At 53.9% G+C, this 13604-nt stretch carries 12 protein-coding genes; 5 read left to right on the top strand and 7 right to left on the bottom strand.

Annotation, left to right across the window (positions count from 1 at the left end):
- Positions 1–25: 25 nt before the first annotated feature.
- Positions 26–1042: an erythrose-4-phosphate dehydrogenase gene (epd, locus tag ACWAU4_RS04685; protein WP_025010017.1), complete on the bottom strand. Its 1017-nt coding sequence runs from the start codon at positions 1040–1042 to the stop codon at positions 26–28.
- A gap of 131 nt (positions 1043–1173) precedes the next feature.
- Entirely contained in the window at positions 1174–3168 is a 1995-nt protein-coding gene (gene tkt, locus ACWAU4_RS04680) for a transketolase (RefSeq protein ID WP_107006085.1), read from the bottom strand.
- 445 nt (positions 3169–3613) lie between these two features.
- Here tkt and metK point away from each other — a divergent pair, with 445 nt between their 5' ends.
- Positions 3614–4765 carry a methionine adenosyltransferase gene (metK, locus tag ACWAU4_RS04675; protein ID WP_025010015.1) on the top strand — a complete coding sequence of 384 codons (1152 nt, stop codon included), beginning with the start codon at positions 3614–3616 and terminating at the stop codon, positions 4763–4765.
- A 61-nt stretch (positions 4766–4826) separates the two neighbouring features.
- Here the strand turns inward: metK and ACWAU4_RS04670 are convergent, their stop codons facing one another.
- Both ACWAU4_RS04670 and ACWAU4_RS04665 read right to left on the bottom strand, forming a co-directional pair.
- Entirely contained in the window at positions 4827–5156 is a 330-nt protein-coding gene (locus tag ACWAU4_RS04670; RefSeq protein ID WP_107110003.1) for a hypothetical protein, read from the bottom strand.
- Between the two features lie 25 nt (positions 5157–5181).
- Positions 5182–5718 (bottom strand): GNAT family N-acetyltransferase, encoded by a 537-nt coding sequence (locus ACWAU4_RS04665; protein WP_208125574.1) that lies wholly within the window; start codon positions 5716–5718, stop codon positions 5182–5184.
- 129 nt (positions 5719–5847) lie between these two features.
- On the opposite strand from ACWAU4_RS04665, the gene ACWAU4_RS04660 reads away from it, so the two are divergent.
- Together ACWAU4_RS04660 and ACWAU4_RS04655 are read left to right on the top strand one after the other, a co-directional pair.
- Complete coding sequence (locus ACWAU4_RS04660; protein WP_028780191.1) at positions 5848–6795, top strand: deoxycytidine triphosphate deaminase; 948 nt, start codon at positions 5848–5850, stop codon at positions 6793–6795.
- A 129-nt stretch (positions 6796–6924) separates the two neighbouring features.
- The gene (locus ACWAU4_RS04655; protein ID WP_052657944.1) at positions 6925–7785 is read left to right on the top strand and encodes a GGDEF domain-containing protein; all 861 of its coding nucleotides are present in this window, start codon (positions 6925–6927) and stop codon (positions 7783–7785) included.
- A 56-nt stretch (positions 7786–7841) separates the two neighbouring features.
- Here ACWAU4_RS04655 and ACWAU4_RS04650 read toward each other — a convergent pair whose 3' ends face one another.
- Positions 7842–8051, bottom strand: a complete 210-nt coding sequence (locus ACWAU4_RS04650) for a hypothetical protein (protein ID WP_234520348.1) — start codon at positions 8049–8051, stop codon at positions 7842–7844.
- Between the two features lie 94 nt (positions 8052–8145).
- Between ACWAU4_RS04650 and ACWAU4_RS04645 the strand changes: the two genes are divergently transcribed.
- Positions 8146–8559 (top strand): META domain-containing protein, encoded by a 414-nt coding sequence (locus ACWAU4_RS04645; protein ID WP_025886935.1) that lies wholly within the window; start codon positions 8146–8148, stop codon positions 8557–8559.
- Positions 8560–8645: 86 nt separating this feature from the next.
- Here ACWAU4_RS04645 and ACWAU4_RS04640 read toward each other — a convergent pair whose 3' ends face one another.
- Positions 8646–9968, bottom strand: a complete 1323-nt coding sequence (locus ACWAU4_RS04640) for a dicarboxylate/amino acid:cation symporter (RefSeq protein ID WP_028780193.1) — start codon at positions 9966–9968, stop codon at positions 8646–8648.
- Between the two features lie 302 nt (positions 9969–10270).
- On the opposite strand from ACWAU4_RS04640, the gene ACWAU4_RS04635 reads away from it, so the two are divergent.
- Entirely contained in the window at positions 10271–10720 is a 450-nt protein-coding gene (locus ACWAU4_RS04635) for a GNAT family N-acetyltransferase (RefSeq protein ID WP_208125573.1), read from the top strand.
- A 116-nt stretch (positions 10721–10836) separates the two neighbouring features.
- On the opposite strand, the gene ACWAU4_RS04630 is transcribed toward ACWAU4_RS04635, so the two are convergent.
- On the bottom strand, positions 10837–13398 hold the full coding sequence (locus tag ACWAU4_RS04630; RefSeq protein WP_454290462.1) for an acylase: 2562 nt from the start codon (positions 13396–13398) through the stop codon (positions 10837–10839).
- Between the last annotated feature and the right edge of the window lie 206 nt (positions 13399–13604).

Below are 13604 nucleotides of genomic sequence, written 5' to 3'. Positions count from 1 at the left end.
CCCTGGAATAATCTGTTGCAGCCTCTCAGGCGCTGCGGGCCTTGATCATCGCCAGCGCCGTATCCAACATACGGTTGGCAAAGCCCCATTCGTTGTCGCACCAAAGCAACAGCTTCACCAGTTGGCCATCACTGACCCGGGTCTGGGTGCCGTCGACCACGCTGGAACGCGGATCATGATTAAAATCGCATGATACCAGAGGCTCATCAGTATAGCCCAGAATGCCCTCAAGCCGGCCATGGGTCGCCTGTTCCAGCACCTGGTTTACCTTGGCAATATCCACTCTGTCATTGAGAGTCACAGACACATCTATGGCGGTGACATTAATAGTGGGCACCCGCACTGAAATGGCCTCGAACTTATCCTTCATCTGCGGCAGGATACGCTCTATGCCGCGGGCCAGCTTAGTATCGACCGGAATGATCGATTGCCCGGCGGCGCGGGTTCGGCGCAGATCGTCGTGATAGGCATCTATCACCTGTTGATCATTCATCGCCGAGTGGATAGTGGTAATAGCGCCGCTCTTGACCCCAAAGTGCCGATCCAGCACATCGATAACAGGGACAATACAGTTGGTGGTACAGGATGCGTTGGACACCACAGTGTGTTCGGCGGCCAACAGTTCCTGGTTGACACCATAGACTATGGTGGCGTCAACATCCGCCGAAGAGGGATGACTTATCAATACCTGGCGGGCACCGGCCTGGATATGAGCCTCGCAGCTCTGTCTATCAGACAGGGCGCCTGTGGCTTCGAACACCAAGTCGATATCCAGCTCGCCCCAGGGCAGTTTGTCTGCCTCCGGCTCTGCCAACAGTCTGATGCTATCGTCCCCCAGTTGCATCATGCCGTCTGCAAGACTCGCGCGGCTATGGAAGCGACCATGGGTGGTGTCATAGTTGGTGAGGTGGACTATGGCCTCGGGCTTGGCCAGTTCATTGATGGCAACGATCTGAATTTGCTGCCTTTTACCCGATTCGTATAAGGCACGGAGAATTGAGCGGCCGATGCGGCCATAACCATTGATTGCGACTCTGATCATGGAGATCCTGTTCCTCTAATGAGGGATGCTGATTGGGTAACGGCCTGTCTTCCTGACAGGCCGTTGCACTTCCTGTGCGGCATTCCATTGCCTGGTTGCCGCACAGTCATTTCCAATCAGGCAGGCGCGGCTCAGGCGAGCAGAGCCTTACCGGCTTCAACCACTTTATCTACAGTGAAACCGAACATCTCAAACAACTGATTGGCAGGCGCTGACTCACCGAAGCTGGTCATGCCAATAATGCGACCGTTCAGGCCCACATATTTATACCAGTAATCGGCTATGCCCGCTTCCACTGCCAGTCGTTTTGTGACATTGGCTGGCAGTACGGCTTCTTTATAAGCCGCGTCCTGTTGGTCAAATACGTCGGTAGATGGCATAGAAACCACACGCACCTTGGCGCCAGTAGCAGCCAGCTCAGCCTGTGCCTTAACCGCCAACTCAACTTCGCTGCCGGTGGCAATGATGATCAGCTCAGGCGCGCCTTCGCAATCCACCAGCACATAACCGCCCTTGGCCACATCGCTCAGTTGCTCGGCGCTGCGTGGCATCTGGGTCAGGTTCTGACGCGAGAAGATCAGTGAAGTTGGGCCGTCTTTGCGCTCTATGGCGTACTTCCAGGCGATGGCAGATTCTACCTGGTCACATGGGCGCCAGGTGCTCATGTTGGGAGTCATACGCAAAGAGGCAATCTGCTCAACCGGTTGGTGAGTCGGGCCGTCTTCACCCAAGCCAATGGAGTCGTGGGTATAGACCTGAATGTTCTGCACCTTCATCAGCGCAGCCATCCGCATGGCGTTACGGGCGTATTCCATAAACATCAGGAAGGTGGCGCCGTAAGGTACAAACCCGCCGTGCAGGGCAATACCGTTGATGATGGCGGTCATACCAAACTCACGCACACCATAGTGCAGGTAGTTGCCGCTGGCATCTTCGGCCGAAATAGGCTTGGAACCTGAGTACATGGTCAGGTTGGAAGGCGCCAGGTCGGCACTGCCCCCTAAGAATTCCGGCAGCATTTTACCGAAGGCTTCCAGGGCATTTTGCGAGGCCTTACGGGAAGCGATATTGGCAGGATTGGCCTGTAACTGCTCTATATAGGCTTTGGCATCGGCGTCAAAGTTGGCTGGCAGTTCACCGTTGAGGCGACGCTTGAGCTCGGCGGCCAGCGCGGGGTGAGCGGCTTCATAGGCGGCGAACTTGTCGTTCCAACTGCTTTCGGCGGCCTTACCGGCTTCCTTGGCATCCCAGGCGGCATAGATTTCAGATGGGATCACGAATGGGTCGTGCTTCCAGCCCAGGAATTCACGGGCGGCGGCGATTTCAGCATCACCCAGCGGCGCACCGTGGCAGTCGTGAGAACCGGACTTGTTGGGAGAACCGTAACCTATGATGGTCTTGCAGCAGATCAGCGATGGACGCGGATCGGCCTTGGCGGCTTCGATGGCAGCGTTGATAGCTTGCGGATCGTGACCGTCGACACCGGCGACCACATGCCAGCCGTAGGCTTCAAAGCGCTTGGGGGTATCATCACTGAACCAGCCTTCAACATGACCGTCGATGGAGATACCGTTGTCATCCCAGAAGGCGATCAGTTTGCCAAGACCCAGAGTGCCGGCCAGAGAGCAGGCTTCGTGGGAGATACCTTCCATCAGACAGCCGTCACCCATGAAGACATAAGTATGGTGATCGACAATATCGTGACCGTCACGGTTAAACTGAGCCGCCAGAGTCTTTTCCGCAATAGCCATACCTACGGCATTGGTGATGCCTTGGCCCAGAGGCCCTGTGGTGGTTTCGATGCCGGGAGCATAACCATATTCAGGGTGGCCCGGAGTACGTGAGTGCAGTTGACGGAACTGCTTGAGATCTTCAATGCCCAGATCATAACCCGCCAGATGCAGCAGTGAGTAATGCAGCATGGAACCATGGCCGTTTGACAGCACAAAGCGGTCGCGGTCAGCCCATTGAGGGTTCACAGGGTTGTGCTTGAGGTGATCCCGCCACAGGACTTCGGCGATATCTGCCATCCCCATGGGAGCACCGGGGTGGCCGGAATTGGCCTTTTGGACAGCGTCCATACTTAAAACACGGATAGCGTTAGCGAGTTCTTTACGGGAAGACATGCTCTCTCCTGCTTGATCTTAGAGGTCTTGGGCAAAATGGAGCCATATTTTCCCCTACCGGGCAGAAGGACGCAAATAAAATTCGCCCACCCACGGCGCCAAAAGCAGCCCAGGCTTTGCTTTGTGTTTACATTTGCGCCTCATTTGCGAAACCTGCCGCTCACAAAGCTGTCAACTTGCCTGTCCGCTGATCGCTTTCAACGCAAATGCCAAGGCTGAATTGCCAGAGGAAAAGTCTAGATTCAGATACAGATGAATCTGATAAATTTCAGCAAAATAGCTGAAAATAGTAAAAAAAGATTTGAGTCATTTGAGCCGATTCCTGCGCCATGGCGCACAAATATTTGCGACAAGGGGTGTCATCCAAGTCGAATTCTACTAAAATGGCCGTCTAGATGTAGATGCTTCTACACGTTTGAATTCCACAGACGAGATTTTCCGAATTATGGCAAAACACTTGTTTACCTCTGAGTCGGTCTCAGAAGGACATCCAGATAAAATCGCCGATCAGATTTCTGATGCGGTACTCGACGCGATTCTGGCTCAGGATCCCAAGGCCCGTGTAGCCTGTGAAACCCTGGTCAAGACAGGTATGGTACTGGTAGCCGGTGAAGTCACCACCTCTGCCTGGGTCGATATTGAAGAACTGACCCGTAAAACCGTTCGCGAAATAGGTTATACCCACTCAGATATGGGCTTCGATGCCGACAGCTGTGCGGTACTGAACGCCATCGGTAAGCAGTCCCCCGATATCAACCAGGGTGTAGACCGTGCCGATCCCAAAGAACAGGGTGCCGGTGACCAGGGTCTGATGTTCGGTTACGCCAGCAATGAGACTGACGTGCTGATGCCAGCTCCTATCACTTATGCTCACCAGTTGGTTAAGCGCCAGTCAGAAGTACGCAAGAGCGGCGCTCTGCCTTGGCTGCGTCCCGACGCCAAGTCTCAGGTGACTTTCGCCTACGAAGACAACAAGATTGTCGGTATCGATGCCGTGGTACTTTCTACCCAGCATTGCGACAGCGTCAGTCAGGCGGATCTGGTGGAAGGCGTGATGGAAACCATCATCAAGCCGGTATTGCCTGCCCAGTGGCTGAACAAGGACACCAAGTACTTCATCAACCCAACCGGCCGTTTCGTTATCGGTGGTCCTATGGGTGACTGTGGTTTGACCGGTCGCAAGATCATCGTTGATACCTACGGCGGCATGGCCCGTCACGGTGGTGGCGCCTTCTCAGGTAAAGACCCATCCAAGGTTGACCGTAGCGCCGCTTACGCTGCCCGTTACGTTGCCAAGAACATAGTGGCTGCCGGTCTGGCGGATCGCTGTGAAATCCAGGTGTCTTACGCCATTGGTGTGGCCGAACCGACTTCCATCAGTGTGGAAACCTTCGGTACCGGCAAAGTCTCGCAAGAGCTGCTGATCCAATTGGTTCGTCAGCACTTCGATCTGCGCCCATACGGCCTGACCGAGATGCTGGATCTGGCGCGTCCCATCTATCAAGGCACCGCCGCTTACGGTCACTTCGGCCGTGATGAGTTCCCATGGGAGCAAACCAACAAGGCTGAAGCCCTGCGCGCCGACGCAGGTCTGTAATAGACTCAGCTTGCAAAAAAACCGCCTCAGGGCGGTTTTTTTATATCTGTCGAACTGACACTCAGTAGCAGTGATCGAAATGGGCCGTTTCCATACAGAGGTAACCCAACTGCTCGGCCGATAGCGGCGTGATATCCAACACTTTCATTGGAGTGAATTCGGTATCGGTCAACAGACGGATCTGCACCTGATAACTGTTGCTGCGCCCACAGTCGAAACAGACGCCCAAGGCTTGCAGCAGATAATGCGGCTTGCCATCGATTTGGGCTTCAAAGGCCTTTACCTGTTCGCCCTGCAGTGCCAAAACAGACACCAGGTATCTGACATTATCCCAGGCAGATAGCCTTAGCGACTCACAGGCTTGCAGTAGGGTTTCTGGCGTGTTTTGCATCTTGCTCTCCCCGTCAAAGCGGCTGTTAGCCCAGCAGCAGATAAAAATCCCTGCCGCAAAGGGTGACAAAGTCCAGGGTGCGCATGCGGCCATCCCTGCTATGGGCACGTATAGACGCCTCGTTGTCCTCGGCGATCAGTGCCAGCCAAGGCGCACTCATGTTGGCTCTGGCGGCGCCGTAAAGCTTATCAAACACGCCCTTGCCACGATAATCAGGATGCACCCAAACCGGACCGTAATGCAGAGTCTGTTGCCAGTTCAGCCCCAGGTCAAAGCGATTCTGGGCCAGTTGCCGACAGAGGGCCTGACACAAAGGCGAATGCTTGAGTTTATCCCAACTGCCGGTTATCAGATAACCGGCTACCTTAGTCGCGTCCAACGCCAGCCACACATGACCGGCCGCCACCAGAGGTTCAAGCTCCTTGGCCGAAAAGCCCTGCCCTTGCATGCCCTGTGTACGCTCTCTGGCACTCAATTCATCCTGGCCGAAGCGCTGCTCCAGGCTGGCTATCGTCTCAACATCGGCCGCCTCGGCCTGGCGGTATTGCATGGTTTCCGGCATCAAAAAAGCTCAGCAATAAAAGAAGCCGCATTATAGCCAAAGCCTGTTGCAGCCGCACTCGATTTGCGAAATTCCCATACTGCTTCCACACTTAAAGTTGAACTTAAGCCACTCGACTCAGGAAGAGATATGCTCCCGGATACCATAGACCCAGGCAAGAGCCTATTGGAAAATGAAAGCCACAGACTCAACCTTATTCGCTGGATGCATCAATGTGAGCTAATGAAACGTTACTACCAGGCCGACAAAGTCTTTGTGCTGCAAAAGACAGATCAGGGATTCGAAGTCATTGTCAGCGCCGCCGATGCCAGCCACAGGTTCCCGCCCGGCAAGGTATTCTCTGCCGATGAAAGTGTATTCCAGCGTATGGTCGATAGCCCACCCGAGGGCGTTAATCTGGATCTCACCCGTTCCACCAATGATGACAACCCAAAAGAGTTCAGCAATGTCCTGGGGATTCTATCCCGGCCAGTGCTCTGGCCCGACGGCTCGGTATTCGGTTGCCTGTGTGTCATCAATGCCCATGCCAACGAACAGCAACACATAAGCCCTTATATGCTGGAGCCGTTCCAAATTCTGCTGCAGCAAGACTTGGCGCTCTTATGCCAGAGTCACAGAATTGAGTCGCTGTCCATGCGCGACCGGGAAACCGGCATGCTCAACCACTACGGCTTTATCATGATGGCACCCAGGCAACTCAATCTCGGCCGCCGCTTCGGTGCTCATTCAGGCATTATTTTTTTCGAGTTGATACCCGGGATGAATATGGATGCCGAAACGCTGGCACGTCACCATAGAGAACTCGGCAACCTGATCCTCAATACCATAAGAACCGCAGATATCGCTGCCCACTATAACGACAGCCAATATGTCCTGCTGGTGTTTGTCGATCTGGAGCGGGATCTAGAGCATATCATCAAACGCCTTGAGCGGCAGATGAGCCAGTTTTCGGCCCCATTACAACTGGACTCCAGCAGTTGCTTTTTCAGCCCTGACTCTGCCGCCAAGCTGGCGCCTATGCTGGAAAGTGCCAGGGCGGGACTCAAGTCATCCAAACAGCAAAAGAAAGAAGCATGAGCCCCTTGATTCAAAGCACAGAAGAGACGTTAAAAAGACCCAGATCCAATAACCGAATTTTTTCATTTTATTAACGCACGCAGTTGGGTATTCTGAGGCAATCCTTGCCATCACAAATACTATAACTATATGCATGCGCAACTGACGGAAAGAACCAGCAGCTTAAGAGACCATCCCAACGACCCTTTGCAGCTCGACCATTGGCAGAGTCGCTTGGTTACTGTCAGAGAGATGTTTCACGCCCAAACTGTGCTGTTACTGCAACATATGCCAGATACCAAGCTGCAGGTCCTGAGCCACAGCCCGGCGGCTGAAATCCCAACTGAATTTGAAGGTATCGCCTCCCTGCTGCAACACTTTGCAGCTAACCCGGCGGAGACCATCAAGTACCCACTTCATTGGTCCGATGGCAAGCTGTTTGGCGAATTACTGATCCTCAATGGCAAACCCAAGGTGGCATTAGAGCAGTTGCAGTCTTTGCTCGAGCCTATGCTGGCGCTGCTCAAGGCCGAGCTTGGACAGTTGCAACTGATGGAGCAGCTGGAGTCTCTATCTCTGCAGGATGAACTCACCTGTATGCTCAACCCCAGAGGCTTTAATCTGTTGGCGCCGAGGCAACTGAGCCTCAGTCGCCGTTTGGGCTCCCATGCCGGGCTTATGCTGCTGGAAGGCAAGGAGCTGGATTCAAACCGTATTGCCGGACTGCAGCAGGAACAATCCCTGAAAATGCTGGCACGGGTGATACTGGAGAACATGCGCGAAGCCGACATATGTGCCCGATTGAATCACAACCAGTTCATTATTCTGGCATTTGTGGACAGCCAGGCGCACTTGGATATCCTCGCCAATCGCCTGAAAAAGCAGGTCAGCCGCAGTGATTGCGGTCTGCAGTTATTGGTGGGGCAAAGCTTCTTCGCACCGGACTCCCACTTCGAGCTCTCACCCATGTTGGAACAAGCAGAGCAAGATCTGCTGCAATATAAAACTTAACGCCAATCCGGGATAAGCCGCTTATGTTGAGTAAACCAAGCTGCGAACTTGGGCGATTATTGCGGTTTTTGATCCTGAGCCTTGGCCCATTGGATAAAAATAACCACAGGATAAGGGGACATGAATACCAACCCCAAGCCTATCAGTGAGGCAATGGTCAACATTCCGCTGACCTCAAGTGCCATATCGGTCAACATGTAAAGCCCAATGCCGCCAAGCAGCATTAACACACCTATCCAATGTAACAATTTCAGAAGGCCTATCACTGAGTTAGCCCTGGATATCACCCTTCTCCCCCTTTTTAATCCGCGCTATTCTTGTCACACTATAGAGGCTTAATAGACTAATGGAAAAATGACCATGATTAAGAAAACCTTCGTAGCCGCTGCGCTGCTATTTGGTCTGGCTGCATGCCAAACCACCCCGGATACCCAAGGTCAGTATCTGCCACTGGAAGGCAGCTGGCATGTAGAAAGCATTATGGGGCAACCCACTATAGATTACAGCCCTGCCCAGTTGGTTTTTACCAATGACGGCAAACTGTCCGGCAACAACAGCTGCAATAACTTCTTCGGAACCTATTCCCAGGAAGGTCAGAAGCTGAAACTCTCACCTGCCGGCAGCACAATGAAAGCCTGTGTCGATGCCCTGATGGCCCAGGAGCAATTGGTGATGCAAGCTTTGCCTCAGGTAACCCAAGGTGAAGTCAGCAATGGCAAACTCTTGCTCAAAAGCGATGACGGCAAGGTGTTACTGCAACTCAGCAGCCTCTGAGTTCTGCCTCAAGTCATAAAAAAACCGCCCTCCGGCGGTTTTTTTATGACTGCAACACACTCTCAGTCGCGCTCATATTGCAAAATTCAGCTGCGCCCTTCCTCTGCAGCGCTGACGGCATTCTGCTCGGCTATCAGAGCACTCTGCTGCATATCGGCGTTATAGTGCTCTATATCCAGCTCATTTTCCGACTTGGCAATCACAGTGGTTGCCACCAAGTCGCCGGACACATTAACGACAGTTCGGGCCATATCCAGAATACGGTCGATACCGGCAATAATCGCCACCCCTTCCAGCGGCAAGCCTACAGTGGTCAGCACCAGCGTCAGCATCACCAAGCCGGCACCGGGCACACCCGCAGTACCTATGGAAGCCAAGGTCGCGGTCAGAATAATGGTGATGTAATCCACCCAGGTAAGGTCTATGCCAAAGGCTTGTGCCACAAACAGCGCAGTCACCCCTTGATAGAGGGCGGTACCATCCATGTTGATTGTGGTGCCCAGCGGTAGCACAAAGCTGGAAATCTTCTTGTTCACTCCCAGGTATTCGCTGGCACACTTCATACTGGCAGGCAGACTGCCCGCCGAGCTGGATGTGGTGAAGGCGACCGCCATGGCATTGCTGATCCCCTTGAAGAACTGCAGTGGATTGAGGCGGGCAAACACACTCAATACCAGGCTGTAGAAGCCGACAATATGCAGGAAACAACCGATATAAACGGCAACAATCACCTTAATGAGCGGCAGCAGCATCTCCATGCCGTATTCACCGGCCACCCAGGCCATCAAGCCAAACACCCCATAGGGCGCCAGACTCATTACCATATCGGTCAGCTTGTACATGGCTTCCGCCAGGCTCTCGAATACACGAATCGCTGGCCTGCCATGCTCACCAATCAACACCAGGGCTATCCCCAGTGCCACGGCGAATACTATCACCTGCAGTATCTGCCCTTCGGCCAGAGCCGATACCGGGTTGGTGGGCACTATGTTGATCAGGGTTTCCATTACAGAAGGCGCCTGGGTAGCCTTTTCGGTACCGACCTCAGGGGTCATATTCAGCCCTGAGCCCGGACGTATGACTGAACCGACTATCAACCCCAGGCTGATGGCAATGGAAGTGGTCCCCAGATAGAAGGCAAAAGATTTGAAACCTATCCGCCCCATCTTGGCGGTATCCTGCATTGAGGTCACACCCACTATCAGCGAGCAGAACACCAATGGCACTATCAGCATCTTGATGGTGTTGACGAACAGAGTCCCTATCGGCTTGAGATAGATGGCATCTTTACCCAGTATCAGTCCGGTACTCATCCCCAGAACCATACCTATCAGTATTTTCAGCCACAGCGGCAGCCCCGACCAGCGTGACCATAGACGGCCGACAAGTGAAGGTTGGTGTTTTGACATGTGTAAACCTTGATATTTGAAAAAGAGAGGGGCCATATCCTTGGCGGATGGCCGAGATCAGACATCAAGGCCGGTGCGCGAGTTTAGCACAGCTCGCCTGCAGCAAGGATGATCTGTATCACGCTGCCCGGTTACAGGTTTGAGTTACCTTGAGCCGTTATCTTGAGCCGAGCCAGGGTAATCCAGGTAAAACCGGAAATAACGACTTTTAATCCAGTCCCCCTTTGCACCAACACAGGACTGCTGATAAATTGTGCCCGCCCCTACGAGCATGCAAGCAAACAGAACTCAAAGGAATAACTATGCTAATAAGAAAAGGTACCCCAAAAGACACCGAGGCCCTGGTGGCTTTCAACCAGGCGATGGCTCAGGAAACCGAAGGATTGGCACTGGACAGTGACACCCTGAGACGGGGCGTCAGCACCCTGCTGGAAAATCCCGCCAAAGGTTTTTATCTGGTAGCAGAAATCGAAGGTGAAATCGCAGGTTCCTTGATGGTTACCTTCGAGTGGAGTGACTGGCGCGCCGCAGACTACTACTGGATCCAGAGCGTCTATATCAAGCCGGAGCACAGACAAAAAGGCATCTATCGCGCCCTGTATCAGGAGGTCAAGACGCTGGCCGAAAAGCAAGGTGGGGCTGCCAGCTTCAGGCTCTATGTGGAGCAGGAAAACACCCGAGCCCAACAAGCTTACCAATCACTGGGCATGAGTCAGAGCCACTACCTCATGTACGAGGAAAAGCCTGCCTAAGTTCAGCGCAAATATAGGTTGTCACGTTAACCAGGCCACTTTGACTGAGTTGGCAACCACAAGTAAAAAAATGCCGCTCATCGAGATGAGCGGCATTGAAGCTGAAAGAATAGCGCTTAACGCTCGAGCGTCAGTTCCATCTTGGATACGGTTGCTGCATCAATATCCGCTTCTTTGAACAGCAAGGGACGGAAACGTTTCTCACTGGAGTAGAGCGCGGTCTGATCGGCAAACTCGGGACGCAGAATATTGCTGGTCTCTGAGTAGGTCAGTATCCCTCTCGCCTCCGGGCCCTCATCGGTAAAGCTCACCGCCATCATCCAGCTGGAGCCATAACGAACCTGATAGCCCTTGGCGCTCAGACCGGAATCCAGCGCTTTGCCGCTCAGAATATCGGTTGCCGGAGCGTAAGAGTGCTGCGGGATAAGCGTGTCGTCACCACTGGTCTTGGTGGAAAATACGTTGAAACCACCCTCGGCATGATGACTGCCGGGCCAGGGCAAACGCACACCACTGGCGCTGCCATCCGGCAATGAACGCTCGACAAACTGCACACTGCCAAGGGGTGCATCGACGGCAAAACCGGCCGCTTCCAGGTTGAGTGCGGCATGTGCCAGCGCAGTGAGCGCCGAACCGTCAGTACTCAGCCCTGTGGGAGTGGTCGCCGGCTGCAAATAATCAAAGCCTTGGGTCAACATGGTTTTGTCATTGAACAGGTGGGCGAATTCCCGAAGCAAGGCGCCGCCTTTACTGTCGTTGTCCTGATGACCATTCCAGGCCTTGAGCGCCGCGCAGGCAGCGCTGATATCCTTGGCAAGGGTACCGACCATTACAGGTTCACTGCCCTTGGCCTCACACTGGGCAATCAGATCATCCAAAACCATTTCGGCCAGATAGCTGCGGTTGTTGAGCACTGCCGCCTCCAGTTCATCCAGGTTGAACTTGCCATCACTACCGGCGGCATCACCAAGCAGCTTGAGCCCCATGCGGGTTCTCATGCTCAGTTGGCCACGCTCCGGGCCGTACATGGGGGAGAAATACTCCAGCGGCTCGGCCGGGTTGGTAGACCAGAAGGAGTTATTGGAGTTTTGCACAAAGTCTGTGCGTTCCAACTTGGGCGCCCGCTCGAAAGGCGTGGGGCCATCGAAAGCGAACAGTGAGGTATTGCCCGGCAATATGGTAAAGCCTGCCTGCGCCTTGGCCGCCTTGATCTCAGGGGAAGTCTTCAGCAATACCACAGCCGCCTCTGATAATCCCGGCACGGTAGAGTCATCGATATAGAAGGCGTTGCCTTCCCTGTCGGCATACATGGTGTTATTGAAGATCATGCCGTCATAGTCTTTAAATGCCTGCACAAACTCCTGCTTGTTGGCGGCCATGTTCATCGCCAGCCAGTGATCCACGGGATCCATGGTCGCCATGTTGGCATCCTGCAACATAAAGGCCTGGCCATCATCCCAACCAAAAGGTGCCTGGGTAGCAGGCGCTTCGACTATAGGTCCCTTGGGAGTGGTATAGATATCTTTCTCGGCTACCAGCATACCCGCCGGACCGGCATTGACCAGCACCTGCACGGTTTCCTTGCTGATAGGCATAGGCTCACCATCAAACAGATACTGCATTCGGTCGCCGGAAACCAGCTCCAGGTTATAGACCACAAAATGTTCGGCGGTGGAGAAAGTATGGGTCCAGGCGAGATCTTTGTTGAAACCAATATTGATTGGGCCCGGCATGCCGACCAGAGAGCCGCCCATCACATCCAGGTGTCCGGGAATGGTGGCATGGGACTGCCAGAACCTCAGGTTACCTGTATGCGGAAAGTGCGGGTTCCCAAGCACCATGCCCTTGCCGTTTTCCGTCTTGTCTTTGCCAAGGCCCCAGCCGTTGGAGCCCAGTTCACCCGGGTTGGTCTCCGGGGTGGCAATATTGGCGGCTCTGGCAATCAGCTTGCTGTTGATGTCATTGACAAAAGCGGTCTGGGCGGCAGAGGCCGGAGCCGGGCCGACTATTCGCGGCAAATATTCATCACCATCACCCGGATTGGCGTAAAAGATCAGATCCAGGAAGTTGGCCGTCCCCGGTAACAGGGCAATTGAAAACAGGTAGGTCACCACATCTTCAGGTTCAATAGGCTTGACCCAGGGCTGCCCGGCACAGAAGGGCTCGGCCTGTTGCTTGCCTTCGGCCACATCGCTCAAATACCGGTTGTAACCGGCGACAAACCCACTGATCAGTGCCCGGGAGTTTTCACTGAATTCAGGCCATTTGGCCTCGGCCTGAGCTCTGACCTTGAGCGCCTTGTAGGCAAAGTCGGAGATCAGGTTGCCATTGTCTTCCCGGGCCGGGATCCCTGTGGTGAAGTCCAGGCTGGCATGGGGGCCGAAATACATGGAACGCTCTGAGTTGGCCTTAACAAAACCATCGGCCAGGATGCACAGATTGTCCTGCGCCTGCACATAGCCGTTACCGAATCCCAGGCTTTCCAAATTGTCGGCTTGAATGTGAGGTACACCGAAACTGGTGCGCCGAACGCTGACCGAGAGCTTGCCGTCCGGTGCAAATGCCTGCAGTGTGTTGTCGACCGGAGGCGGGTTCTGATCATTGTCGTCATCCGAACAGCCAACGAGTGCCAGGGTGCCTGCCAGCCCCATAGCGTACATGAGTTTGTTGAATTTCATTATAATTATCTCTTTTTTAATGCCATTTATCCGACAAGGCCCAGCCCCTTGAACAATACAACTCCCCAAAAGCCATACGGGTCTGTCGTGGCGCTTATGTCGTGTCCCTCGGTGCATCTTGCGTTGTGATTTATGGCACGTCACAATGACGCCCAACTCAAGGTCGCACCTCCGACCATTTAAACAATGATTTAAACGGTCGTCCA

The organism is Shewanella sp. FeAMO (assembly GCF_053653955.1).
This window is presented reverse-complemented; position numbering and strand designations above follow the sequence as displayed.

What these genes read in the sequence shown, in the direction of transcription:
- epd (WP_025010017.1), bottom strand. Translation starts at nt 1,042, where the DNA reads ATGATCAGAGTCGCAATCAATGGTTATGGCCGCATCGGCCGCTCAATT.
- tkt (WP_107006085.1), bottom strand. Translation starts at nt 3,168, where the DNA reads ATGTCTTCCCGTAAAGAACTCGCTAACGCTATCCGTGTTTTAAGTATG.
- metK (WP_025010015.1), top strand. Translation starts at nt 3,614, where the DNA reads ATGGCAAAACACTTGTTTACCTCTGAGTCGGTCTCAGAAGGACATCCA.
- ACWAU4_RS04670 (WP_107110003.1), bottom strand. Translation starts at nt 5,156, where the DNA reads ATGCAAAACACGCCAGAAACCCTACTGCAAGCCTGTGAGTCGCTAAGG.
- ACWAU4_RS04665 (WP_208125574.1), bottom strand. Translation starts at nt 5,718, where the DNA reads ATGCCGGAAACCATGCAATACCGCCAGGCCGAGGCGGCCGATGTTGAG.
- ACWAU4_RS04660 (WP_028780191.1), top strand. Translation starts at nt 5,848, where the DNA reads ATGCTCCCGGATACCATAGACCCAGGCAAGAGCCTATTGGAAAATGAA.
- ACWAU4_RS04655 (WP_052657944.1), top strand. Translation starts at nt 6,925, where the DNA reads ATGCATGCGCAACTGACGGAAAGAACCAGCAGCTTAAGAGACCATCCC.
- ACWAU4_RS04645 (WP_025886935.1), top strand. Translation starts at nt 8,146, where the DNA reads ATGATTAAGAAAACCTTCGTAGCCGCTGCGCTGCTATTTGGTCTGGCT.
- ACWAU4_RS04640 (WP_028780193.1), bottom strand. Translation starts at nt 9,968, where the DNA reads ATGTCAAAACACCAACCTTCACTTGTCGGCCGTCTATGGTCACGCTGG.
- ACWAU4_RS04635 (WP_208125573.1), top strand. Translation starts at nt 10,271, where the DNA reads ATGCTAATAAGAAAAGGTACCCCAAAAGACACCGAGGCCCTGGTGGCT.
- ACWAU4_RS04630 (WP_454290462.1), bottom strand. Translation starts at nt 13,398, where the DNA reads ATGAAATTCAACAAACTCATGTACGCTATGGGGCTGGCAGGCACCCTG.